General features: G+C 64.7%; 12 protein-coding genes. 2 read left to right on the forward strand and 10 right to left on the reverse strand.

What is annotated here, in order from left to right; all coding sequences use genetic code 11:
- Positions 1 to 203 (forward strand): hypothetical protein (locus tag M5G11_RS11820; protein ID WP_273925283.1); only part of this gene is annotated, 203 nt, incomplete at its 5' end.
- A 115-nt stretch (positions 204 to 318) separates the two neighbouring features.
- On the opposite strand, the gene M5G11_RS11825 is transcribed toward M5G11_RS11820, so the two are convergent.
- From M5G11_RS11825 to M5G11_RS11855, 7 genes are all read right to left on the reverse strand, one after another.
- The gene (locus M5G11_RS11825) at positions 319 to 2,121 is read right to left on the reverse strand and encodes a monovalent cation:proton antiporter-2 (CPA2) family protein (RefSeq protein ID WP_273911688.1); all 1,803 of its coding nucleotides are present in this window, start codon (positions 2,119 to 2,121) and stop codon (positions 319 to 321) included.
- Between the two features lie 183 nt (positions 2,122 to 2,304).
- A complete protein-coding gene (locus M5G11_RS11830; protein ID WP_273911687.1) occupies positions 2,305 to 3,516 on the reverse strand; it encodes a YeeE/YedE family protein in 1,212 nt (403 codons plus the stop codon).
- A gap of 103 nt (positions 3,517 to 3,619) precedes the next feature.
- The gene (locus M5G11_RS11835) at positions 3,620 to 4,138 is read right to left on the reverse strand and encodes a sterol desaturase family protein (protein WP_273911686.1); all 519 of its coding nucleotides are present in this window, start codon (positions 4,136 to 4,138) and stop codon (positions 3,620 to 3,622) included.
- A 72-nt stretch (positions 4,139 to 4,210) separates the two neighbouring features.
- A complete protein-coding gene (locus tag M5G11_RS11840) occupies positions 4,211 to 4,516 on the reverse strand; it encodes an addiction module antidote protein (RefSeq protein WP_273911685.1) in 306 nt (101 codons plus the stop codon).
- Positions 4,517 to 4,518: 2 nt separating this feature from the next.
- On the reverse strand, positions 4,519 to 4,812 hold the full coding sequence (locus tag M5G11_RS11845; RefSeq protein ID WP_273911684.1) for a type II toxin-antitoxin system RelE/ParE family toxin: 294 nt from the start codon (positions 4,810 to 4,812) through the stop codon (positions 4,519 to 4,521).
- Positions 4,813 to 4,970: 158 nt separating this feature from the next.
- On the reverse strand, positions 4,971 to 5,357 hold the full coding sequence (locus tag M5G11_RS11850; RefSeq protein ID WP_273925285.1) for a lysozyme inhibitor LprI family protein: 387 nt from the start codon (positions 5,355 to 5,357) through the stop codon (positions 4,971 to 4,973).
- A gap of 18 nt (positions 5,358 to 5,375) precedes the next feature.
- On the reverse strand, positions 5,376 to 6,281 hold the full coding sequence (locus tag M5G11_RS11855; RefSeq protein ID WP_273911682.1) for a LysR family transcriptional regulator: 906 nt from the start codon (positions 6,279 to 6,281) through the stop codon (positions 5,376 to 5,378).
- 93 nt (positions 6,282 to 6,374) lie between these two features.
- Here M5G11_RS11855 and M5G11_RS11860 point away from each other — a divergent pair, with 93 nt between their 5' ends.
- Positions 6,375 to 6,854 (forward strand): DMT family transporter, encoded by a 480-nt coding sequence (locus M5G11_RS11860; RefSeq protein WP_273911681.1) that lies wholly within the window; start codon positions 6,375 to 6,377, stop codon positions 6,852 to 6,854.
- Here the strand turns inward: M5G11_RS11860 and M5G11_RS11865 are convergent.
- The 3 genes from M5G11_RS11865 to M5G11_RS11875 form a co-directional block, all read right to left on the reverse strand.
- The gene (locus tag M5G11_RS11865; protein WP_273911680.1) at positions 6,851 to 7,408 is read right to left on the reverse strand and encodes a hypothetical protein; all 558 of its coding nucleotides are present in this window, start codon (positions 7,406 to 7,408) and stop codon (positions 6,851 to 6,853) included. The two genes, M5G11_RS11860 and M5G11_RS11865, sit on opposite strands and share 4 nt — an antisense overlap.
- 53 nt (positions 7,409 to 7,461) lie before the next feature.
- Positions 7,462 to 8,025 carry a GNAT family N-acetyltransferase gene (locus M5G11_RS11870; protein ID WP_273911679.1) on the reverse strand — a complete coding sequence of 188 codons (564 nt, stop codon included), beginning with the start codon at positions 8,023 to 8,025 and terminating at the stop codon, positions 7,462 to 7,464.
- Between the two features lie 124 nt (positions 8,026 to 8,149).
- Positions 8,150 to 26,236: an autotransporter-associated beta strand repeat-containing protein gene (locus tag M5G11_RS11875; RefSeq protein WP_273911678.1), complete on the reverse strand. Its 18,087-nt coding sequence runs from the start codon at positions 26,234 to 26,236 to the stop codon at positions 8,150 to 8,152.
- Positions 26,237 to 26,258: the final 22 nt, after the last annotated feature.

Genomic DNA, 26,258 nt, shown 5'->3' on the forward strand with positions numbered 1-26,258 from the left:
GCTGCCGACAGGCTGCGCTGGAGCCCGTGAGGGCTCCCAAAGGCGGCGCCTGCGATGCAGGCGAGCGCAGCCTTACGGCAGCGGCTACGTTTCCCGATGAAGAGTCCAAGCCGGCGCCCACAGGATATTCACTGACCCTGCAGGAGCAACTGTCGCGCACCGTTTTTGTAGCCGCTGCCGACAGGCTGCGCTGGAGTCCGTGAGGGCTCCCAAAGGCGGCGCCTGCGATGCAGGCGAGCGCAGCCTGACGGCAGCGGCTACGCAGGAGCTGGCCTTGCCAGCGAAGTCATGGCAGCTACAGAGGGTCGGCCCAGACAGTTAAGTAGACCCAGTTTCACCATCTGACTCAAACAACCGCGCCAACTCGAACCGCGCTTCCTGCGTCGTCTGCATGACCTTGTCCCTATCGCCCAGTACCATACGCTGCGCCTCAAGCACCTGTTCGTCATGCTCGGTGAACAGCTGAATGCGTTGCTCGGCCTGTGCATTGCTCAGCCCCAGGCCCACCAGGGTACGCCGGGTCATCTCCAGGCTCGAATAGAACGTCTCGCGAATCGGCTCCGCCCCCGCCTCCACCAACCGGTGCACATGCTGCCGGTTGCGCGCGCGGGCGATGACCTTCAGGTGCGGGTACAGTCGCTTCACCAATTCGGCAGTCTTGGTGCTGATGTCCGGGTCATCGGTAGCAATCACGAAGTACTCCGCCTCCCCCACCTTCGCCGCATGCAACACCTCCGCACGCATCGGGTCGCCGTAGAACACCGGCACCTTTTCAAAGGTGCGGATCAGCTCGATGGTGTCCACCGAGGTGTCCAGCGCAATAAAGGGTACGTTCTGCGCCCGCAGGATACGCGCGACAATCTGCCCCATTCGGCCCATGCCGGCAATCACCACGCGCGGCCCATCGCCTTCGATGCGCTTGTATTGCTCAGGTACTTCTCGCACAGGTTGCGTCAGTTTCTTCGACCACTTCGCACAGGCCAGCATCAGCAGCGGTGTCACGGCCATCGACAAGGTGATGGTCAGCAGCAGGATGTCGTAGGTACGCGCATCGAACAGGCCCTGGTCCTTGCCCAGCTTGAACACCACAAAGGCAAACTCACCGCCCGCCGCCAGCACCACCCCCAAGCGCAATGCGCTGGTACGGTTCAAACCACCCGCCAAACGCCCGACCGCCATCAGCAAAGGCAACTTCACCAGAATCAGCAACAAGGTGAAGCCAACGATGACTACCGGTATCTCGGCCAGCAACGCCAGGTTCGCGCCCATCCCGACACTGATGAAGAACAACCCCAGCAGCAAACCCTTGAACGGTTCGATCTGCGATTCCAGCTCGTGGCGATACTCGGAGTCCGCCAACAGCAGCCCCGCAAGAAACGCACCGAGGGCCATCGAAACACCTGCCAGTTCCATCAGCCATGCAGTACCGATCACTACCAGCAACGCCGTGGCCGTCGACACTTCCGGCAAGCCCGAACGGGCAACCGTCCTGAATACCGGGCGCAGCAAATAGCGACCACCAATTACAACGATGGCAATACTGCCGACAACCTTCAAGACGCTATTGAACGTCTCGCCTTGAGCCACCTCCGGGCCGGTTGCCGCCAGCAGCGGCACCAGGGCAATCAATGGAATTGCCGCAATGTCCTGGAACAGCAGGATGGCAAACGCCAGACGCCCATGCGGGCTGGTCAACTGCTTGTTCTCGGCAAGACTCTGCAGGCCAAGCGCCGTGGACGACAACGCTAGCCCCAGGCCAAGCACCACGGCGGCCGGCAGCGACTGGTCGAAGAACAACAGCGCAATACCGCCAATCACCGCCCCCGTCACCACGACCTGCGCCAGCCCCACGCCGAACACGGCTTTGCGCATCAGCCACAAGCGCTTGGGCGACAACTCCAGGCCGATGATGAACAGCAGCAACACCACGCCAAGCTCGGAAAAGTGCGCAACGCTCTGCGGGTTGCCGATCAAACCCAGCGCCTGCGGCCCGATCACCACGCCGGCCAGCAGGTAACCCAGGACCGCGCCCAGCTTCAGGCGTTTGGCCAGCGGCACGGTGATGACTGCGGCGAGCAGAAAGATCACCGCGCTTTGTAGCAGACTGCCTTCATGTGGCATTGCTCATTCTCCATAAATGCTGAAAGCAGCTTTTCGAGTCAGTGTAACCGCGCCAACAAAAAGCCCGCCTGGTTCCGACCAGGCGGGCCTGTTCAACAGCCGATCAAGCGGGATTTGGGGATAATCCATCCAGGCCAACCCACTGGAAACCCGCCAATTCATCCACTAAACCCAGCAGTCCTTTCAGCAGCCGCTCAACGCCACCGGGCGACGCTCGCCCTCGAAGAAGAACGGGCGAATACGCACGCCAATCACGTTGCCGGCATACGCCGCGATCAACCACAACCAGCCATGCAGGCTGCCCGAGGCGATACCGCTAAAGTACGCACCGATGTTGCAGCCATACGCCAGGCGCGAACCGTAACCGAGCAGCAAACCGCCGATTACCGCCGCCACCAGCGAGCGTTTCGGAATGTTCAGGCTCGGCGCAAATCGCCCGGCCAACCCTGCCGCCAACAACGCACCGAGGATGATGCCAATGTCCATCACCGTGGTGACGTCCTGCCACAGCGGCGCAGCCAATGCCTTGGCGTTGCCCGGCATTTGCCAGAAAGCCCAACTGCCGACATCCACACCCAGCCCCGAAAGGGTTTTCGCGCCCCACAAGGCAAACGCCGAGGTGATGCCCCACGGGCGCCCGGCCAGCGCCAGGGTCGCGTAGTTCAGCAATGCCAACGCCACTGCGCCCCACACCAGCGGCCATGGGCCACGCAGGAAACGACGCAGGCCCTGATGCTCACTGGCAACCGGTGCCTCAAGCTGACCATGACGACGCTTTTCCAGCAGCACGGTCGCCCAGGCGATTACCGCAAATACCGCCAGGCTCAGCACCAGCGCAGGCGCTACACCGAAGGTCTGGACGATGGAGGTCGCCGGGAACGACGGCAGCGAGAACCACCAATCGACATGGTGCGTGGCCGTCACCGAACCGATGATGAAGAACAGCAAGGTCACCAGCATGCGTGCATTGCCGCCGCCCACGGTGAACAGGGTGCCGGAAGCACAGCCACCGCCCATCTGCATGCCGATGCCGAAGATGAAGGCGCCGAACACCACGGAAACACCGGCCGGGGCCACCAGGCCGGTCACCGGCTGACCGAACAAGGTGCCGGCACCCAGTGCCGGGAAGAACAGCAGCACGGCCAGCGCCAGCATGACCATCTGTGCACGCAGGCCAGCGCCGCGGCGCTCGTTGATGAACACACGCCAGGCCGAGGTGAACCCAAAGGCGGCGTGGTACAGCGTCAGGCCCAGGGCCGCGCCGACCATCAGCAGCAACACCTGCTTGCTACCCACGCTGGCGTTGAGGAATACAGCGCCGATCAGCAACAGCGCCAAGGCGAACAGCGGCGCACCGAAACGGCGTTCGGGCGTAACGGGGACGGAGAGACCCATGGCAATACTCGGATATAAATTGGGGAGCAGGCGAGTATAGCGTTGCAGGGCGGGGATGTGGCCTTGCCTGGCCCACTAGGGCAATTCTGTGAAGGCTGCGCCGTCAATCGCCGGCAAGTCCGGCGCCCATGGGGGGCAGTGTTTTGGCTGGGGTATTTTCGGCGCGACGGGCTGCGCGCAACTGACGCTTCAAGCGGTGGATAGGCGGCGCATACAGAAAACCGAACGACACGCTGTGCTCACGCCCCTGCACCCCGTGATGCATCAGGTGCGCGTGGTACAGGCGACGCAGGTAGCGATTGCGCGGCTTGGGCCGCAGCGGCCAATGCCGGTGCACGATGCCGTCATGCACGACCACATAAATGATGCCAAATGCCGCCACACCCGCGCCAATCCACTGCAAGGGATCATGACCGCTGTTGCCCAGCACAATCAGCGTGATCGCCACCAACGCCAGCACCAGCAGGTAGACGTCATTGGTCTCGACCGCGCCCAGGTGCTTCTCGTGGTGCGAACGATGCAAAAACCAGCCCCACCCATGCATCACATACTTGTGTGCCAGGAAGCCGACCGCCTCCATGGCAACCAGGGTGCAAAGAAACAGGGCGATATGGGCAATCATAGGTCAGGTGGCTCGGGGGAACGTCGCGCTCAGGGTAAGGGAAGCGTGGGCGCGGGTCCATGCCTGCGCCAGTCAGGTAGACGCGTGGGTGACACCGTGAGGTTGTGCACGCAGGTCGATACCCAAGGCATGTATTACTTTGAGCACCGTATCGAAACGCGGCTTGGCACCTGGGGCAAAAACCTTGTAGAGGCTTTCTCGCCCCAGGCCGGTAGCGCGCGCGACCTGGGTCATGCCACGCGCCTTGGCAACATGCCCAAGGGCACGCAGCAGTTCGTCGGTGTCGCCATCTTCAAGCACCTGGGACAGGTATTCGCTGATCGCCTCGTCGCTGTCCAGCAGCGCGGCCATGTCGAATGAAGTGAGTGCTACGGTCATGATCAAACCTCTTTTGCCAAACTGCGGGCCAATCGGATATCTGCTGCCTGGGATGACTTGTCACCACCCGCCAGCAGCACAATGACAACACCGGTACGCACCGTGAAATACACCCGGTAACCTGGCCCGGTATCCAGGCGCATCTCGGATACGCCCTCGCCAATACACCTGACATCCCCCAGATTACCCACCGATGCACGCTCCAGGCGCCGACCAATGGCGATCTTTGCCCGCAGGTCCCGCATGCCTTCAAGCCAGCTTCGAAAGCGTTGTGTCTGCTCGATGGTGTAGATCATGGAGTGCCCCTACTGTATCCCTGTAGATACAGACTGACAAGCGACAGATTGGAAAATCTGTGGGTGACAGCCTGCTTCCTTGAGCCAGATACCTTGAGGCAACACACTTGGTGCAGCTAGATAGACTGGTCGGGGTTTCGAGTAGGAGACTTCCGAGGTTAAAGCCCCTGCAGCGCTTCCAGCTCATCGGCCCGCGCCTTGGTCATGCTCAGGCTGCACCCGCCGCCATTGAGGATGTCCATGGTGCCGCCGGTCAGTTGGTAGTACATCGAGCAATTGCTGTCGCGGTACTTCACCCACAAGCGCTGCGCATCGCGCAGTCGCCCCTGGCTATCAGCCTCAAGCCCGGCCATGGCTTTCTTGTAAGCCTGGTTCAAGCGCGCATCCTCACGCTTGAGCTCGGCAGCGCTGCATTCGCTCATGCTGGCGGTGCTTTGCGCGCTCTCCATGCAACTGCGGTAAACCGCCGAATACTCCGGCGCGTCCTGCGCCCATGACGCCCCCGCCAGCACCGCCAATGCCACGCCTGCTACCCCATGCTTCATCGTCTATCTCCCTTGTGATTACTGTTCAACCTGACACGCCTGCAGTACCCGCCCACGCAACCAGCGATGCGCCGCATCACCCTCGCGCCGTTCATGCCAGGCCTGTTGGAAGGCAAAGGCACGGATCGCCAGCGGCGGCTCGAAGCAGCGTAGCTGACGCTGCCTGAAGCCCTCCAGGTTACGCCGCGCCACGGTCAGGATCAGATCGGTACCGGCGATCACTTCGCTGGCCGCCGTCCAATGCGGTAATGCCAAGGCTACCCGGCGGGTAGCCCCCAGGCCCGCCAATGCCTGATCAATTTCGTTGTCAGCCCCCGGCCGCACCGCCACCAGCACATGCGGGCGCGCCAGCCATTGCTCCAGGGTCAGCCCGCCGCGTGGCGGCAAGCGGTCGCGGTCTGCCAGGCAGGCGAAACGCTCCTCGAACAACTGCTCCGCTCGCAGCGGATCGGCCAGCGTCGGGAACACGCCCAACGCCAAATCAGTCTCGCCATCGAACAACTGGCTGAGCATCGCCTCGCGGCTGCCTTGGGTAACCACCAGATCGACACCCGGTGCGTCTTCGCGCAACCCGCGCATCAAACGCGGCAATACCACGCGCGCGCCATAGTCCGACATCGCCAGGCGAAAACTGCGGCGCGCCCGCGCCGGGTCGAAACCTGGGCTGCTGAGCAAGGCGTCAAGCTGCTGCAAGGCCTCCTGCAACGGCTGAATCAGTTCCAGTGCGCGAACGGTCGGCTGCAAACCACCGCCCCGGCGCACCAGCAACGGGTCGGCGAAGATCTCGCGCAATTGCGCCAGCGCATGGCTCACCGCCGGCTGGCTGCGATGCAGGCGTACTGCCGCACGCGAAACGTGCTGCTCAGCGAGCAAAGCATGCAGGGTCAACAACAGGTTGAGGTCGATGCGGCGCAGATCATCCATCTGGCGAATAGCTCCTGTGCAACGTTCGAATTTCCATCATTGGCATGGATAACCAAGACTGCACCGGTGTACCGCTCACTTCAAGGAGTTCTCATGAGCCTGAACATTGCCCCGGCTGTCGTCATCCCGCTGCTCATCGCCCTGCTCGCCGGCGCGGCCGTACCTTTCCAGGCCGGCAGCAACGCGGCGCTGGGCAAGCTGCTGGGGCACCCGCTGTGGGCCACGCTAATTTCGCTGGCGGTCAGTGTGCTGATGGTGTTGCCGGCGCTGTTGCTGATGCGCGCCCCTGCCCCGCAGCTGGCCGCTCTGGGGCAGGCGCCGTGGTGGGCGTGGTTTGGCGGCGTGGCGGGGGTCGCTTACATCACTGCGGCGTTGATCCTGACTCCACGCCTTGGCGCTGCCGGGTTTATCGTCTGCGTGGTGGCCGGCCAGGTGCTGTCGTCGCTGGCCATCGACCAGTGGGGGCTGATGGGCCTGCCGGTGCGCCCGGTGAACGGGCTGCGGATTGCTGGCGTGACGCTGATCGTGGTCGGCATGCTGCTGGTGCAGTGGGCGACCAGCGCACAGCGCTAGATCGCTTCATCCCGACGCGGGGCTTCGTACTGCCAGCTCGGTGGCGGCTCGAAGGCCCGCTCAAGCTTGAAGCGCAGGCTGTCGTTCTGCGTTGCCATCACCACAACCGCCACCAGCAGCACGGCCAGGCCGCCGTCCGGCAGGCTCCAGCGCGGCACCTCATCGCGGCCGCGATAACACCACCAGGCCTGTCCGGCACAGAAGGCCGCGATGGCCAGCACCCAGAGGTAATAACCTGCGGCAAAGCCGGTAACGTCGAAGAAGTCATAGCTGCGATTGTTCGGCAGACGGTCGAGGTTCCAGCTTGCCAGCGCCAGGTACAACGCCCAGCCAGCGATCACCAGCGAAGGCCAGCGAAAGCGCCGGCGCAGCAGCAACGCCAGCCCGAGCAACGGATTGGCAAACCAGCCGAACATGCCGAAGACCACGCCCCACGGGCCATAAATCAGCATCTGCAACGCCGCCATGCTGTTCCCGCCGGTCATCCTGACCGCATCGAAACACAGCGCCAGCAGGTAGATCAGCAAAGTAATGGAGACGTAGTACCGCGCCATGCGTCAACCTCATGAATAATCCAGCTCGCGACGATACGCCAAAAACCCCAGGCTCAGTTCGAGCGATTGTCGTCGGCCAGCAAACCGTAAAGGGCAGAGTCGGACAGTTCGCCATCAATGCACCAGCGTTCGCGCAGCAGCCCTTCGCGAACAAAGCCGAGGCGTTCAAGGCTACGGGCCGAGGCCAGATTGCGCGGGTCGATCTCGCCTTCAAGGCGACGCAGGTTGCGCTCGGTAATCAGGTAGGCGACGAAGCCGTCCAGCGCTTCGCTCATGAAGCCCTGGCCTTGCGCGTTGCTCGCCAGGCAATAGCCGATTTCGCCACGCCGCGAGCTGTCGTCGATATTGAAGAACTGGCACATGCCGATCAGTTGATCGTTGTCGTTGCGGTAGATGCCCAGCTTGAGGGACTGGCCGGCGGCATAGGCCGCGCGGTCTTGTGCGAGAGCGGATTCGGCTTCAGCAAGGGTGGCCCAGGGGGCGTGGTTCCAGTAACGCATGACCTGCGGGTCGGCCATGATGCCCAGCCATTGCTCGGCGTCTTCGGCGACCATCGGGCGCAGTTGCAGACGCGCGGTTTGCAGGCACAGGTCTGAGGGGAAAGCCGGTGTACCCATTACGCTGAACTCCTTGTTCAGTTGATCCGAAATGGGCGCAACTCTATCACTCGCTGCCGCCACCGTGGGCGCTGTCGTTGCTGGCGATGAGGCCGGTAACGACAACGCCCACGGTGGTCACAGGTTAAAAGCCCATGCTGAAGCTCACGGTCACTGCATGGTCGCGGTTGTCGCTGGACAACTGCCCCGAGTACCCCAGGCCCAACTTGCCGGCCTGGCCAATGCTCAGGTCCACACCCGCCTCCACCACCGCCGCATCCTTGGCAATCGGCACACCCTGGGTGGTAAACCCGGCGCCGCCCTCGATGAAGCGCAGGTCAGCTTGCGGATCCGTGTCACCAAACGCATGCCGCCAGCCAAGGCTGCCGCGCGGTGTCAGCGTGGTGCCATTGTTCAGGGTGAACGACTTGCCCACCCGCAGGCCAACCGTGGAGAACGTCACGTCCTGATCGGCACTTGCCTCAAGCCGCCCAGCCCCACCTTTCTCATGGGCGTTGTCGCTGTCGTAGTTGACGTAGGCCAGCCCCGCGAACGGCTCCAGCGCCACGCCAGCGGCATCGAAGGTGTACGCGACTTCGCCAAACACCTGGGCACTTTGTGCCTTGTAGCTGGCCTTCAGACGGTCATTGTAGGTGCCCGCCACCACATCACGCTTGGTGTCGATGTCATGCCAGCTGTAGCCAACGCCCATGCGTGCGGCAAAGGCGTCGAGCTGGTAGCTGAGGTAGCTCGCCAGGTGGTAGCTGTCCACCGACGCATCGCCCGAGTGGTGCTTGCCGTCGATGCTGCTGTTGGTATACCCGGCTGCAACGCCGAGGCGCCATTCATCGCTCAGGTTGTTGTCGACCCCCAGCATGAAGCCCGACAGTTCGCGATCGACACCCGAGGCGTCGTGGCTGGCGTCATAGGTGCCCCAACCACCCAGAGCCCGCACCCAACCCACGCTCTCACCCTGGCAACCTTCGCTGGTCAGCTGCTGGTTGCCGTTTGGCGCCAGCACCCGACGTGGATCGTCGCTGCTGCTGCAACCCGATTGGCGCATGCGGTCGTTCACTGCGTCGCGGATGTAGCGCGAGTCTTCCAGCAGCACGCTCGCGGTGCTGGCGTGAATCTCCCCGGACAAACTGTCGAACGCCGCCAGCGCCGCCGCCCGGTCAAGGGTGACGATCTGGTTGCGCAGGCTTGCCGGTGCGGCGCTGCTGTCGAGTGCATTGGCCACGCCACGCTGGTTGCCGGTAGTGGTGATATCGGCGAAGGCGGTCTGATTGCGCCCCAGCGACAAGGTGACGTCATTGGCACCATAAGTCAGCTCGGTGCGCAGGAACGCCAGGTTGGTCAGGTTGGTGCTGGCAAAGGTGCCGGTGACCCCACCGGTGGCTTCAAGCAGCGTGTACTTCGCTTCGCCGGCGTAATCCCCCAGGTTGAGCACCTGCAGACTACCGCCCAGGTTGGCAGTGCCACCCACATCCAGGTAGCTGGTGGTGCTCGGTTGCAAGGCAATGGTCAGCGTGCCGCTGCTGCCATTGGTGAAGTTGCCGGCGACCGACAGATTGCCGCCAGGCCCTGGCATCACGTTGCCGTTGTTGACCAGCGAGGCGACGCTGCCGGTACCGCTCAGCGCTGCGCCATTGGCGACCGTGACCTGGGCGCCGAGCACGGTGCCCGGGTTGGCCGCGTTGCCAACGATCAATTGCCCCTGGTTGACGGCAAAGGCCCCGCTGAACGGCTGGTTGCCGGTCAGCAGCAGCGAACCGTTGCCTTGTTTGCTGGCACTGCCCGTCCCGCTGAGGGTGCCCTTGAACTGCCCGTCAGCATCCTGCTGGAACACCAGGCTGGCGTTGTCGAGGATGTTGCCTTGCAGGCTGGTGGTGTTGCCCACCAAGGTGCCGCCACTGATGGTGGTACCGCCGCTGTAGGTGTTGGCACCGGTCAGTACCAGGGTTCCGGAATCCAGCTTCTCGATACCGCCAGTGCCCACCAACGGTGCCGAGATGGTTGTACTGGCCCCGCTATTGACGCGGATACCCGCCAGGCTGCCATTGGCACCGTTGACCGGCGCCAGGCTGCCGCCACTGCCCGGCACGACCTGATAGCCGCTGCTGAGGAACTGCATGCCGGTGAACGACTGCGGGCCCTGCACGGTGACCGTGCCGCTCTGCCCGCCGAATACCGCGTACTGGCTGCCCCAGCCTTCGCCGGCACTGCCGCTGGCGTTGGTCCAGTTGGTGCCTGGGCCCCACACGCCGCTGCCGCCACCAATGCTGCCATTGGGATTGTTCTGACCACCGTTCCAGAACTGCAATTCGCCGGCGCTGCTTTGCACCACCAGGTTGAGCTGGTTGGCGATGGCGGTTTGCAGGGTCAGGTCAGCCGGCAAGGTGCTGCCGGGCAACTGGCCGAACAACAGGCCGTTGTTGGTCAGGCTGCCACCGTAGGTGAACAGTTGGTAGACCCCGGTGCCGAAGCCACCGGCATTGCTGATGTTCAACGTGCCGTCGAGTACCAGGTTGCCCCCCACCTTGACCACCGTGCTGGAGCTGCTCGGGTTGCCAAGGGCGAAGTCCAGGTTGGAACCCGAAGAAAGGCTGAGGTTTCCGACCGACAGTGGGCTGGTTGCAGTACCGGCGAGCAGGGTCGCGCCGTCAGCGATGTTGACGGTGCCTGCGTAGCTACCGCTGCCCCCCAGCTTGGCGCCACTGGCTACCTGCACATTGGCGCTGGCCAATGTGCCGTTGACCTTCAGCGTGCCGGCATTCACCAGGGTGTTGCCGGTGAAGCCGTTGCTGCCCGCCAACAGCAACTCACCCGTGCCGGTCTTGTTCAGCGTGCCGCTGCCGGTGAGGTTGCCGGTGTAGCTGCCGTTGCTGTTCTGCTCGAAGGTCAGTACGGCATTGTTGAGGATCGCCCCCTGCAAGCTGGTGGTGCTGCCGGCCACGCTGCCGGCATTGATCGCCGTGCCGCCGCTGTAGGTATTGGCACCGGTGAGCAGCAACGTGCCGTTGCCGTTCTTGACCAGGCTGCCATTGCCGGCGATTACACCGTTCAGGGCCAGGTCCTGGGTGCCGGCCAGGGTCAGTTGCGCGGCCAGGTTGATGCCGTTGGCCAGTTGCAGGGCCGTTGGCGCATTGAGCTGGGTGTTGCCGGCAACGCTCAATACCCCGGTCCCCAGCGCAGTGTTGCTGCCCAGGGTCAGGCTGCCCGCGTTGAGCAGGGTGCCGCCGCTGTAGGTGTTGTTGCCGTTGAGGGTAAGGTCGGCTGCGCCATTCTTCTGCAAGCTTCCTGCGCCGCTGAGCACACCGTTCAACGTCAGTGCATTGCTGCCGCCGATGGCCAGCGCACCATTGAGCACCGCTGCGTTGCCAAGGGTGATGGCCGCGTTGCTGTCCAGCGTGGTGCCATTGGCCGCGGTCAGCACACCCGTGCCCAGGGCGCCGTTGTTGCCGACGACCAGGGTGCCGCCATTGAGCGCAGTACCGCCGGTGTAGCCGTTGGCGCCATTGAGCACCAGGGTGCCGGTGTCGAGCTTGGTCAGCGTACCACTGCCATTCACCGCCACGTTGAGGGTGCCGGTGCTGCCACTGTCGACCCGTACATTGGTGATGCCGCTGGTGAGCAACTCACCGCCCGCACCACCATTGAGGGTGTAGCCGTTGCTGACGAACTGCAGGCCGCTGATGGCTTGCGAGCCATCCACGGTGACTGTGCCGGCCGCGCCCTGGAACACCGCGAAGGTGCTGTTCCAGCCTTGGTTGAGTGACCCGTTGGCGTTGGTCCAGTTGCTGTTGGCGGTGTTCCAGGTACCACTGCCGCCGTCCACTGCGCCGTTGCCGACCAGTTGGCTGCCGTCCCAGAACAGCACACCGCTCAGGCCCCCGACCACCAGGTTGACCTGGTTGCCGATTGCCGTCTGCAGCAGCAAGTCGCCCGGCTGAACCATGCCCGGCAGCGCGCCGAACAGCATGCCGTTGTCAGTCAGTGCACCGGTGTAGTCGACCAGGCGGTAGACCCCGGTGCCGAAGCCACCGGTGTCGGTCACGTTGAGCTTGCCGTCCAGGGTCAGGTCGCCACCGACACTGATCAGGCTCGGGCTGCCCAGCGCCGCGCCAAGGCCGGCATCCAGGTTCGAATCGTTGTTCAGCACCAGCGAGCCGACGCTCAAGGTGCTGCCGCTGTTGACCGCCAGATGGCCGCCGTCAGCAATGGTCACGCTTCCACCCAGGCTACCGCTGCCGCCCAGCGTACCGCCGCTGTTGACCAAGACGCTGCCACTGGCCAGGCTGCCGCCGACCAGCAGGCTGCCGGCGTTGACCGTGGTGTTGCCGGTGAAGCCGTTGCTGGCGGTGAGCAGCAACGCGCCGCTGCCGTTCTTGATCAGGCTGCCAGTACCGGTAAGGTTGCCGGTGTAGCTGCCGCTGCTGTTCTGCTCGAAGGTCAGCGCCGCGTTGTTGAGGATCGCCCCCTGCAGGCTGCTGCTGTCGCCCGTCACGCTGCCGGCGTTGAGGGTGGTGCCGCCGCTGTAGTTGTTGGCACCGCTGAGCAGCAACGCACCGTTGCCATTCTTGACCAGGCTGCCGGCGCCGGTGATGCCGCCGCTGAGGGTCAGGTCCTGAGTGCCGGCCAAGGTCAACTGCGCCCCGAGGTTGATGGCATTGGCCAGTTGCAGTGCCGACGCTGTGTTGAGCTGGGCATTGCCCGTGACACCCAGAGTGCCACTGCCCAGTGCGCTGTTGTTGCCCAGGGTCAGGCTGCCCGCAGCCAGCGTGGTGCCGCCGCTGTAAGTGTTGTTGCCATTGAGGGCCAGGTCGGCCGCGCCATTTTTCACCAGGCCGCCCGCACCACTGAGCACTCCGCCCAGCGCCAGCGCATTGCTGCCGCCAATCGTCAGTGCACCGTTGAGCACGGCGGCATTGCCGAGGGTGACGGCCGTATTGCTGTCCAGCGTGGTGCCACCGGCTGCGGTCAGCACACCCGTGCCCAAGGCGCCGTTATTGCCCACGACCAGGGTGCCGCCATTGAGTGTCGTGCCGCCGGTGTAGCCGTTGGTGCCATTGAGCACCAGGGTACCGGTGTCGAGCTTGGTCAGGGTACCGCTGCCATTCACCGCCACGTTGAGGGTGCCGGTGCTGCCGCTGTCGACCCGCAGATTGGTGATGCCGCTGGTGAGCAACTCGCCGCCCGCACCACCGTTGAGGGTGTAGCCGTTGCTGACGAACTGCAGGCCGGTGATGGCTTGCGCGCCATCCACGGTGACCGTGCCCGCCGCCCCCTGGAACACCGCGAAGGTGCCGTTCCAGGCCCCGTTGAGTGAGCCATCGGCGACGGTCCAGTTGCTGGTGCCGGTGCTCCACACGCCGCTGCCGCCTTCGATGATGCCGTTGCCGACAATCTGGCTGCCGTCCCAGAACAGCACGTTGGTAGCACCGCCCACGATCAGGTTGACCTGATTGCCGACGGCGGTTTGCAGTTGCAGGTCGCCAGGTTGCACCAGGCCCGGCAGCGTGCCGAACACCATGCCGTTGTCGGTGAGGGCGCCGGTGTAGTCGATCAGCCGATAGACCCCGGCACCGAAGCCACCGGTGTCGCTGATGTTGAGCTTGCCATCCAGGGTCAGGTTGCCATTGACGTTGACCAGGCCCGGCGAGCCCAACGGCGCGCCGAGGGCTGCATCGAAGTTGGCGTCATTGTTGAGCACCAGCGAGCCGACATTCAGCGTGCTGCCGCTGCTCACCGCCAGGTGGCCGCCATCGGCAACCGTCAGGGTGCCGCCCAGGGTGCCGGTACCGCCGAGGGTCGCGCCGCTCTGCACTTGTACGTTGGCGCTGGCCAGGCTGCCGTTGACCGTCAGCTTGCCAGCGTTGATTGTGGTGTTGCCGGTGAGGCCGTTGCTGCCGGTGAGCAGCAAGGTCCCCAGGCCGTTCTTGCTCAGGCTGCCAGTGCCGGTGAGGTTGCCGGTGTAGCTGCCATTGCTGTTCTGCTCGAAGGTCAACGCCGCGTTGTTGAGGATCGCCCCTTGCAGGCTGGTGCTGTCGCCCGTGACGCTGCCGGCGTTGAACGTGCTGCCGCCGCTGTAGCTGTTGGCACCACTGAGCAGCAACGCGCCGTTGCCGTTCTTGACCAGGCTGCCAGTGCCGGTGATTGCGCCGCTGAGGGTCAGGTCCTGGGTACCGGCCAGAGTCAGTTGCGCACCAAGGTTGATGGAATTGGCCACTTGCAGTGCCGATGCGGTGTTGAGCTGGGCATTGCCCGTGACACCCAGGGCACCCGTGCCCAGTGCGCCGTTGTTGCCCAGGGTCAGGCTGCCCGCTGCCAGCGTGGTGCCGCCGCTGTAGGTGTTGTTGCCAGAGAGGGTCAGGTCGGCGGCGCCATTTTTCACCAGGCTGCCCGCACCACTGATCACTCCGCCCAGCGCCAGCGCATTGCTGCCGCCAATCGTCAGTGCACCATTTAGCAGCGCTGCATTGCCGAGGGTGACGGCCGTGTTGCTGTCCAGCGTGGTGCCATTGGCGGCGGTCAGCGCGCCTGCGCCCAGCGCATTGTTGTTGCCAACCACCAGGCTGCCGCCGTTGAGAGCGGTGCCACCGGAATAGCTGTTGGCACCGTTGAGCACCAGGGTGCCAGCGTCGATTTTGGTCAGGGTGCCGCTGCCATTTACCGCCACGTTGAGGGTGCCGGTGCTGCCGCTGTCGACCCGCAGATTGGTGACGCCGTTGGTCAGCAGTTCCCCGCCGACTCCGCCATTGAGGGTGTAGCCGTTGCTGATGAACTGCAGGCCGGTGATGGCTTGCGAGCCATCCACGCTGACCGTGCCGGCCGTGCCCTGGAACACCGCGAAGGTGCCATTCCAGGTACGGTTCAGCGAACCGCTGGCGCTGGTCCAGTTGCTGCTGGTGGCATTCCATACACCGTTGCCGCCGTCGATGACGCCGTTGCCGGTGATCTGGCTACCGTCCCAGAACAGTACGTTGGTGGTCCCGCCAACCACCAGGTTGATCTGGTTGTTGATCGCCGTTTGCAGGGCCACGTCACCAGGTTGCACCACCCCTGGCAGCGTGCCGATCACCATGCCGTTGTCGGTGAGTGCACCGGTGTAGTCGATCAGCCGATAGACCCCGGCGCCGAAGCCGCCGACATCGCTCACATTGAGCTTGCCGTCCAGGGTGAGGTTGCCGCCGACATTGATCAGGCCGGGGGTGCCGACGACCGGCGCACCCAGCCCGACATCCAGGTTCGAATCGTTGTTCAGCACCAGCGAGCCGACACCCAGGGTGCTGCCGCTGTTGACCACCAGGTGACCGCCGTCGGCGATGGTCACGCTGCCCCCCAGGCTACCGCTGCCACCCAACGAAGCACCATTGCTCACGTTGACCGCAGTGCTCGCCAGGCTGCCGTTGACCACCAGGTTGCCGGCACTGACCGTGGTGGTGCCGCTGAGGGTGTTGTTGCCACCCAGGGTGAGCAGGCCGCTGCCGATCTTGTCCAGCGTGCCGCTGCCGCTGAGGACACCATCGAAGGTACCGCTGCCGACACTCAGGTTGTTGGCGCCGAGGATGTTCACCCCGCCGCTGCCAGCCAGCGCGCCCAGGCTGGCGTTGCCACCCAGGTTGAGCGTGGCGCCACTGCTCAGGTTCAGTTGCGACGGATTGCCCAGCGCGCCATTGCCCTGGGTACTCAAGCTACCGGCAAGAATGTTGAAGATACCGGCGAAGGTATTGTTGCCGCTGAGGGTCAGGTCAGCCAGGCCATTCTTGTTCAGGGTGCCACTGCCGCTCAGCACGCCGGCAAGGGTCAGGTTGTTGGCACCGGCGGTCGACAGGGCTCCGCTGACGTCGAGGTTGTTGGCCACGGTCATCGCAGTGCTGTTGTTCAGCACAGAGGTGCCCGCGACACTCACGTTGCCGATGCCCAGGGCTGCGCCATTGCCCAGGGTCAGGTTGCCGCCGTTGACTACGGTGCCGCCGGCATAGGTGTTGATGCCGTTGAGGGTGAGGTTGGCAGTGCCGTTCTTGACCAGTTGGCCGGCGCCACTGACCACGCCGCCCAGGGTCAGGTCGTTGTTGCCCGGCAAGGTCAAGCCGGCGTTGAGCAGCACATTGTTGCCCAGCGTCAGCGCGCTGCTGTTGTCCAGCGTCGCGTTGCCGGCGACGGTCAAGGCGCCACTGCCCAGCGCACTGGCAATGCCCAGGGTCAGGCTGCCATCGCTCAGGGTAGTACCACCGGTATAGCCGTTGGCGCCGTTCAGGGTCAGGTTGCTCGCGCCTTGCTTGATCAGGCCTCCGGCGCCGTTGACCAGCCCGCCAAGGGTCAGGTCGTTGCTGCCGAGGAGCGTCAGGTTGCCTGCCAGGTTCACGGTGTTGCTCAGGCTGACTGCTGCGCTGCTGTCCAGCTGGGTGCCGTTGGCCGCGTTCAGCGCGCCAGCGCCCAGCGCCGTATTGGACGCCAGGATCAGCGCGCCAGCATTCAGTGCGGTCGGGCCGAGGTAGGTGTTGTTGCCGCCTAGGGTCAGGGTTGCGGCGCCATTCTTGGCCAGGCTGCCACTGCCGCTGATCAGGCCGTTGAGGGTCAGCGCGTTGCTCCCGCCCACGCTCAGCAGCCCGGTCAGGCTGGTGTTGTTGCCCAGCGTCACGGCCTTGTTGCTGTCCAGTGTGGTGCCCGCCGCGGTGCTCAGGTTGCCCGTGCCGAGGGCGCTGTCATCGCCGACTACCAGCGTGCCGCCGCTGAGCAACGTGCCACCGGTGTAGCCATTGGCACCGTTGAGCACCAAGGTGCCGGTGTCGAGCTTGTTGAGGGTGGCCGCGCCGTTGATCCCGACGTCGAGTGTCGCCGTGAGGCCCGGGTCGACCCGTACGGCAAAGCTGCCGCCGTTGCCATTGAGCGCATTGAGCACGCCACCCATGCCGGCCAGCAGGCGGTAGCCATCGGTCATAAACTGCATGCCGTTGATGGTCTGCGAGCCCTGCACCGTGACGTCGCCTGCCGCGCCCTGGAACACCGCGAACTGGCTGAGCCAGTTGCTGTTGATATTGCCGTTGAGGTCGGTCCAGTTAGTGTCACCGCTGGTCCAGATGCCGCTGCCACCCTGAACCACACCATCCGGGGCATTGTTACTGCCATCCCAGAACTGCACGATCGAGTTGGGTGAGTTGACCAACAGGTTGATCTGGTTGGCGATCGCCGTCTGCAAGTTCAGCTCGCCCGGGTTCACGCCTCCGGGCAACGTGCCCAAGGCCATGAGATTGTTGGTCAAGCTGCCGCCGAAGTTGAACAGGCGGTACACGCCATTGCCAAAGCCGCCGGCGTCGCTGATGTTCAGGGTGCCGTCGAGCACCAGGTTGCCACCCACGCTGAACACCGGCGTGTTGCCGGTAACCGGCGAGCCGAGTGCGACATCCGTGATGGAGTTGGCAGCCAGGGTCAGCCCCCCCAGATTCAGGGTACTGCCACTGGTACCGGCCAGGTGGCCGCCGTTTTGCACGGTCACAGGCCCCGCTACCGTGCCTGTACCCGTCAGGGTGCCGCCGGCATTGACCGACAGGTTGCCACCCCCCAAGGTCCCGCTCACCTTCAAGGTGCCGGCGCTGACCTGGTTGTTGCCGGTAAGGCTGCTGCTCCCGCCCAGCTCAAGAACCCCGGTCCCCACTTTGTTCAGCGCACCGTCGCCATTCAGGACACCGGCGAATACGTTGTCGAGGTTATTGCCGCCCAGGCTCAGGGTACTGCCCAGGGCAATGTTGCTGGTCCCGGTCCCGGTCAGGCTGCCGATGCTGGTATTGCCATTGAGGTTCAGCGTTGCAGCGCTGTTGAGGTTGGCTGAGCGAAGGTTACCCAGCGCCGTCCCACCCAGCGCGGTCACGGTACCGTTGAGGATGTTGAGCGTGCCGTTGAAGGCGTTGTTGCCCACCACCACCAGTTCGTCGAGACCGTCCTTGATCAGGTTGCCGCTGCCATTGAGCTGGCCGCCCAGGGTCAAGGAATTCAGGGTATTGAGGGTCAGGTCGCCATTCACGTTGAGGGTGTTGGCCAGTGCCACCGCCTGGGTATTGGCCAAGGTGCTGGTACCCGTGGCAGTCAGTGCACCGATACCCAGCGAATTGCTGTTGGTCAGGGTCAAGGTGCCACCACCAAGCGCGACGCCACCGCTGAAGCTGTTGGCCCCCCCCAAGGTCAAGTTGCCCGTACCGTTCTTGATCAACTGGCCGGCGCCGAAGATCACCCCGTTCAACCCGAGGTTGTTGCTGCCATTGACGTTGAGGTTGGCGTCCAGGGACAGGTTGTTGTTCAGGACCACGCCGCTGTTGCCACTGTTCAGGGTCGAAACGCCGCTGACCTGCACGTTGCCCACACCCAGGGCACTATTGCTGCCCACCACCAGGGTGCCCGCGTTGAGCTCGGTGCCGCCCAAATAGGTGTTGTTGCCATTGAGGGTCAGGGTGGATGCGCCATTCTTGACCAGGGAGCCTGAGCTGTCGACGATGCCGTTCAGCGTCAGGTCGGCGCCGCCGGCGATGCTCAGCGCGCCGAGCAGGTGCAGATTGTTTACCAGGGTGACGGCCGTGTTGGCGTCGAGCACGGTGTTGTCCGCCGCGCTCAGCGCGCCCGCGCCCAAGGCGCTGTTGCTGCCGACGATCAGCTTGCCTGCCGACAGGGTGGTACCGCCGGCATAGGTGTTGTTGCCGGCCAGGGTCAGGTCGGCCGCGCCGTTTTTGGTCAGGCTGCCGCTGCCAGCGATGGCGCCACTGAGCACCAGGTTCTGCGCGCCGGTCAAGGTCAGGTTGCCGGTCAGGTTGAGGGCGTTGGCCACGGTCATCGCCGTGCTGGTACCCAGCGTCGTGCCCCCGCTTGTTGTCAGCGTGCCGCTACCCAGCGCGGTGCTGGAACCCAGCACCAGGCCGCCAGCGTTCAACGAGGTACCGCCCTGGTAAGTGTTGTTGCCGTTGAGGGTGAGGACGCTGCCGCCATTCTTGATCAGCCCGCCGGTACCGCTGACGACACCACCGAGGGTCAGGTTCTGGCTGCCGGCCAGGGTCAGGTTGGCGCCCAGGCCGATGGCATTGGCCACGCTCAACGGAGCGCTGGAGTCCAATGTCGAACTACCGGTGACGCTCAGCGCGCCGCTGCTCAGTGCGCCGGCATTACCCAAGGTGAGTGTGCCGGCATTGAGGGTGGTGCCGCCCTGGTAGGTGTTCACGCCGTTGAGGGTCAGGTTGCCGATACCGGTCTTGGTCAGGCTGCCCGTGCCGGCAACCACACCGCCAAGGGTCAGGTTGCTGGCCCCGCCAACCGTGAGGTTGGCCGCAAGGTTGAGCTGGTTGGCCAGGGTCAGTGCGGTATTGCTGGCCAGCGTGGCGTTGCCGCCGACGTTCAGAGCGCCCAGGCCGAGCGCCAGGCTGTTGCCCAGGGTCAGGGTGCCGGCATTGAGCGTGGTGCCGGCCAGGTAGCTGTTCAGGCCATTGAGGGTCAGGTTGCCTGCGCCATTCTTGGTCAACCCACCCACGCCATTGACTTGCCCGGCGAGGGTCAGGTCCGAACTGCCGCCGATGTTCAGGTTGCCGGCCAGGTTCAGGGTATTGCCCAACTGCACGTTGCCGATGCTGTCCAGCGTGGTGCCGCCCGCCGCATTCAGGCTGCCCAGGCCCAAGGCCTGGTTGCTGCCGACCACCAGGGTCCCGGTATTCAGCGCGGTGTTGCCAAGGTTGCCGTTGACGCCGCTCAGGGTCAGGGTGCTGGCGCCATTCTTGATCAAGCCGCCGACGCCATTGACTGCGCCACTCAGGGTCAGGTCGTTGCTGCCGGCAATGATCAGGTTGCCAATCAGGTTGACGGAATTGTTCAGGCTGGCGGCCAGGCTGCTGTCCAGCGTGGTGCCCGCCGATGCGTTCAATGCCCCCGTACCCAACGCGCTATTGGCGCCAACGATCAGCGAACCGCTAACCAGGTTGGTGGCGCCCTGATAGGTGTTGTTGCCACTGAGGGTCAGGCTGCCGACACCGGTTTTGCTCAAGCCACTGGTGCCACTGATGTCACCTGTCAGCAGCAGGTTGTTCGCCCCGGGCAGGGTCAGCACCGCGCTCAAAGTCAGGTTGTTGCCCAGGGTCAGTGGGCTGCTGTTGATCAGGTTGGCTGCACCCGTGACATTCAGTGCGCCGCTACCCAGTGCCCCGCCGTTGCCCACGGTGAGGGTGCCGGCCCCCAGGATGGTCCCACCTTGGTAGGTGTTCACGCCATTGAGGGTCAGGTTGCCGGATCCGGTTTTGCTCAGGCCTCCGGCACCACTGACGACACCGCCGAGGGTCAGCGCATTGGTGCCGCTCACGATCAGGGTGGTACCCAGGTCGATGGCGTTGGCCAGGGTGGTCGCCGCCGTGCTGCCCAACGAGCTGGCGCCGGTCACATGCAAGGCACCGGAGCCCAGGGCCAGGTCGTTGCCGACCAGCAGGCTGCCGCTCGCCAGGGTGGTGCCGCCCAGGTAGCCATTGGCCCCGGTCAGGGTGAGCGGCCCCGCACCATTGATGCTCAGGCTGCCGGCGCCATTGACCAGGCCCGCGAGGGTCAGCGCATTGCTGCCGGCGATGTTCAGGTTGCCCAGCAGGTTGACGCCGTTGCCCAGCACCACCGGCGTATTGCTGTCCAGCGTGGTGCCATTGGCGGCGGTCAGCAGGCCGGTACCCAGAGCGGTGCTGCTGCCCACGACCAGCGTGCCGCCATTGAGCGTAGTGCCGCCGGTATAGGTGTTCAGGCCACCGAGCACCAGGGTACCGGCGTCTACCTTGTTCAATTGGCCAAGCCCGGCGAGGGAGACGTTCAGGGTTGCCGTGGCCCCCGGATCAACCCGCAGGGTGGTGTTGCCGCTGCTGCCGTTGACCAGGTTCAGCACACCCGCCACACCGCCATTGAGGGTGTAGCCATCGGTCACGAACTGCAGCCCGGTGATTGCCTGCGGCCCATTCACCAGCACGGTGCCAGCCGCGCCCTGGAACACGCCGAAGTTGCCGCTCCAGTCACGGTTGTTGGCACCGTTGACGTCGGTCCAGTTGCTGCTCAGGGTGTCCCAGGTGCCGTTGCCGCCATTGATCGTGCCGTCGCTGATCAACTGGCTGCCATCCCAGAACAGCACGCTGCCGTTGGCACCGCCGACCAGCAGGTTGACCTTGCCATTGATGGCCGTCTGCACTTGCAGATCACCGGGTAGCACGCTGCCCGGAATGCTGCCGATCACGATGCCGTTGTCGACCAGCAGGCCACCGTAGCTGATGACGTTGTAGACCCCGGCGCCAAAGCCGCCGATGTCCCTGACATTGAGAGTGCCGTCGAGGGTCAGGTTGCCGCCGACGTTGATCAGCGGCGTGCCGCCAGTAGCCGGTGAGCCGAGGCCGACGTCCAGGTTGGCGTTCGCCCCCAGTAGCAACGAGCCCAGGCCCAGTGTGCTGCCGCTGTTGACGGCGAGGTGGGCGCCATCGGCGATGGTCACCGCGCCTGAAAGCAGACCGGTACCGGTCAGCGTCGCGCCGGTGTTGACCTGCACGTTTGCGCTGGCCAGCGAGCCGCTGACATTGAGAATGCCGCCATTGACCTGGGTGTTGCCGGTCAGTCCGCTGATACCCGCCAGTTCCAGGCTACCGGTACCGACCTTGATCAAGCCGCCGGCACCGTTCAGGCCGCCGCTGAACAGGCTGCTCAGGTTGCCGGTGCCGAGGGTCAGGTCGGTCCCCGCACCGAGGTTCACCCCGCCCGCCCCTGTCAGGCTGCCGAGGCTGGTGCTGGCACCCAGGTTCAGGTTGGCGCCAGCGGCCACATTCACCAGGGGGGTATTGCCCAACGCCGCGCCGCCGACCGTGGTCAGGCTGCCGCCGAGAATATTCACCGCACCGCTGAAGGTGTTGGCGCCGGCCAGGGTCAGGTCGGCCAGGCCGTTCTTGATCAGGCCGCCCGCGCCGCTGATGACGCCGCCCAGGTTCAGGTTGTTGTTGCCGGCAAGCGTCAGGTCGGCATTGAGCACGACGTTGTTGCCCAGGGTGAAGGCGCCGCTGTTGTCCAGGGTGGCCGCGCCACCGATGGTCAACGCACCGCCGCCCAGTGCCGCACTGTTGCCCAGCGTAAGGGTGCCGGCGTTGACCAGCGTCCCGCCAAGGTAGCTGTTGATGCCGTTGAGGGTCAGGTTGCTGGCGCCGTTCTTGATCAACCCGGCGGCGCCGTCGATGGCGCCGCCCAGGGTCAGGTCGTTGCTGCCGTTCAGGGTCAGGTTGGCGCCAAGGGTGATGGCATTGCCCAGCGCGAAAGCGGCGCTGGTATCCAGGTTGCCCGCGCCCGCCACGTTCAGGGCACCGGTGCCCAGTGCAGCCGCATTACCCAGCAACAAGCCACCGGCATTGAGCAAGGTGCCGCCGGTGAAGCTGTTGAGGCCATTGAGGGTCAGGGTGGCCGCGCCATCCTTGATCAGCTTGCCGCTGCCGGCGATGACGCCACTCAGGGCCAGGGCATTGCTGCCGCCGATAGTGAGGTCCGCCCCCAGGTTGATCAGGTTGGCGAGATTCACCGCCGCGCTGCTGTCGAGCTTGGCCGCACCGGTGACATTCAGTGCGCCGCTGCTCAGGGCCAGGTTGTTGCCGACGATCAGGCCACCAGCATTGAGCGTGGTGCCGCCAAGGTAAGTGTTGACGGCATTCAGGTTGAGGTTTGCTGCGCCGTTCTTGACCAGGCTACCCGAGCCACTGACCACGCCATTGAGGGTCAGGTCTGCCGTGCCGCCGATACCCAGGTTGCCGGCCAGGCTGATCTGGTTGCCGAGACTGACTGCCGTGCTGGCATCCAGGGTGGTATTGCTCGCGGCATTGAGAGTGCCCAGGCCCAACGCGGTATTGCTGCCCAGTACCAGCGAGCCACCGTTGAGGTTGGTGTTGCCGAGGTAGCCGTTGTTGCCGCTCAGGGTAAGGCTGGCGCCGCCGGTCTTGGTCAGGCCGCCAGCGCCATTGATCACGCCACTCAGGGTCAGGTCGTTGCTGCCAGGCAGATTCAGGTTGCCAGCCAGGTTGATGGCATTGGCAACGCTCAGCACCTTGTTGGCGTCCAGTGAGGTACCGGCTGCTGCGGTCAGCGCACCGGTTCCCAATGCAGTGTTGCTGCCCAGAATCAATCCACCGGCATTGAGCAAGGTGCCGCCACTGAAGCTGTTGTTGCCGTTCAGGGTCAGGTTGGCCGCACCGTTCTTGATCAGGCCCGCCACACCATCGATGACACCGTTCAGGGTCAGGTTGCTGGTGCCCGGCACGGTCAGGCCGGCGTTCAGGTGCACGGCGTTGACCAGTACCAGTGGGGCACTGCTGGCGAGGGTCGCCGCACCGCCGACGGTCAAGGCGCCGGTGCCCATGGCAGAGGCGTTGCCAAGGGTCAGGGTGCCGCTATTGAGCGTGGTGCCGCCCAGGTAGCCGTTGACACCATTGAGCGTCAGGTTGGTGGTGCCGTTCTTGATCAGGCCGCCGTTACCGCTGACCGTGCCTTGCAGGGTCAGGTCGGAAGTGGCGCCGATGTTCAACCCGCCACCCAGGCTAATGGCATTGTTCAAGGTAAGGGCGCTGCTGGCATCCAGCGTGGTGCCCGCCGCCGCAATCAGCGTGCCCTGCCCCAGGGCGCCGGCATTGCCGAGCAGGATCCGCCCGGCATTGAGTGTGGTGTTGCCCAGGTAGTTGTTGGCGCTGCCGAGAATCAGGTCGGCTGCGCCATTCTTGATCAACCCGCCTGCGCCGTTGATCGGGCCACCCAGGCCCAGGTTGGCGGTGCCACCGATGGTCAGGTCGGCGCCGAGATTGACGGCGTTGCCCAGGTTGACCGCCACGCTGGCGTCCAGGCTGGTGCCGACGGCAGTGTTCAAGGTGCCGCTACCCAGGGCGTTGTTGGACCCCACGAGCAGCCCGCCAGCATTCAGCAAGACCCCGCCCTGGAAATTGTTGTTGCCCGTGAGGGCCAGGGTCGCACCGCCGTTCTTGACCAGGCCACCAATGCCGGTCACGACGCCATTGAGGGCCAGCGCGTTGCTGCCGCCGATGTTCAGGTTGCCACCCAGCGCAATGCCATTGCTCAGTGCCCACGCAGCATCACTGTCCAGCGTGGTGCCGGCAGTGGTGGTCAGCACCCCCGTACCCAGCGCCGTGTTGCTGCCGACGATCAGCTTGCCCGCCTGCAACTGGGTGCCGCCGCTGAAGCTGCTGGTGCCGCTCAAGGTCAGATCGGCTGCGCCGCTTTTGACCAACGCTCCAGTGCCGGTAATGCCCCCCGCCAACGTGGTTGCATTGCTGCCCAGCAGGCTCAAGGTGCTGGCACCCAGTGCGATGGCATTGTTCAGGTTCACGCCTGTGCTGGCGTCCAGGCTGGCGTTGCCGCTCAGGGTCAGCGTCCCTGTACCCAGCGCGGCGCTGTTGCCGACGGTCAGCAGGCCGCCCGCCAAGGTCGTGCCGCCGCTGAAGGTGTTGACACCGCCAAGGGTCAGCGAGGTGCTGCCGTTCTTGATCAGGCTGCCGGCGCCCGAGATCACGCCGCCCAGGTTCAGGTTGTTGCTGCCGGTCAGGGTCAATGGCCCGCCGAGGTTGATGGCATTGCTCAAGGTTTGGGCGGTCGCAGTGTCCAGGTTGCTCGCGCCGCTGACTGTCAGCGCGCCACTGCCCAGCGCAGCGGCATTGCCGAGGATCAGGTTGCCAGCGCCCAGCGTCGTGCCACCACTGAAGCTGTTGGTGCCGTTCAAGGTCAAGCTGCCGGCACCGGTCTTGTTCAGCGAGCCGGCGCCCGTCAGTTGGCCGCCCAGGGTCAATGCGTTGGCGCCCGGCAGTGACAGTTGCGCATTCAGTTGCACGGCATTGGCCAGCACCAGCGGCACGCTGCCTTGCAGGGACCCGGCGCCGGTGACGGTCAGGGCGCCTGCCCCGATCGAGCCAGCATTGCCCAATTGCAGGCCACCTGCCGACAGCACGGTGCCCCCCGCATAGGTGTTGCTGCCACCCAGGGTCAGCACACTCGTGCCGGCCTTGGTCAACGCACCGGCGCCCGACAGCAGGCCACTCAAGCTCAACGCATTACTGCCTTGAACAGTCAGCCCGCCGGCCCCCAAGGTCATCGCGTTGGCCAGGGTCAGCCCGACGGCATTGGCTTGCAGGGTACCGCCGCTGCTGGTCACCGCGCCGCCGCCCAGGCCCAGTGCATTGTCGACCCCGACCACACCGCCATTGAGGGTGGTGCTGGTGGTGCCGCTCAACACCTGGCCAAGCAGGCTCCAGGTACCGCTGTTGACGATGAGGTTGCTGAAGTTGATGTAGTTGGCGCTGGAAATGCTGCCGACACCTGAGCTGCCACTGCCGCCGCCGATGGCGTTCTGCAGGGACAGGGTGTTGCTGCCGCCCGCGCCGCCATCGACCACCCCGGTCGGGGCAAAGGCAATGTTCAGGCCCAGCACCGGCAGGTTGATCCCAAGCCCTACGCCCTTGTCGACCGATGAGCCGGTGACCGCATTGAACAGGTTGTTGCCACCGCCAGCGCCCATGGACAGCCCGCCCACGATGCTGCCGACGTTGGTGAAGACGTTGCCGGCGCTTGAGGCCTGGAAGGTCATCCGGCCAGTCACGTTGCCGGTGTTGGTCATGTCGACCTTGCCCCCGCCCCATACCGCGACCACCGGTGCATCCGGAGCCAGCAGCGAAATGGCGAGCAAGGCGCCCGAGGCAATGGTCCCGCTGTTAATGATGGTGGTGGTACCGCTGGCACCGTTCTGCACGTTCAACGCCATGCCGGTCAGGCCCGACAGGGTCGCGCCAAGCAGGCCCGTGGTGCCTTTCAGCAGCCCGCTATTGTTGACGCTGACGGTGCTGTTGGCGGCATTGCCGATGGTGACGCCCGAGGTGAGCAGGCTGATCAGGCCCAGCAGCGAAGGGTCGACCGAACCGGCGTTGCTGAAGTTGATGTTGTTGCCGGTCAAGGCAATTGCACTGCCCGCCAGAATGGGGGCGGTGATCGTCGCGCCGGTTTGCACATTGACCGTGAGGTTGTTGGCCGAGGAAGTGACCCCGGTGATGGCCCCGACACAGCTGGCAGTGCCGCCCGCCAGTAACGGGTCACACGCAGCCAAGGCCGCAGGGCTGAGCAGGCTGGCAAACAGGCCGGCAGCGGCGAGGCGGATCGCCAGGGGTAATGGCGCAAAACGAACGGGCAATACCTTGGCGACTTTTCTGTCCACGTGCGACTCCTTCGTGGATCAG

Origin of the sequence: Pseudomonas fontis (genome assembly GCF_028656955.1) — a bacterium.
In the GTDB taxonomy this organism is placed as follows: Bacteria; Pseudomonadota; Gammaproteobacteria; order Pseudomonadales; family Pseudomonadaceae; genus Aquipseudomonas; species Aquipseudomonas fontis.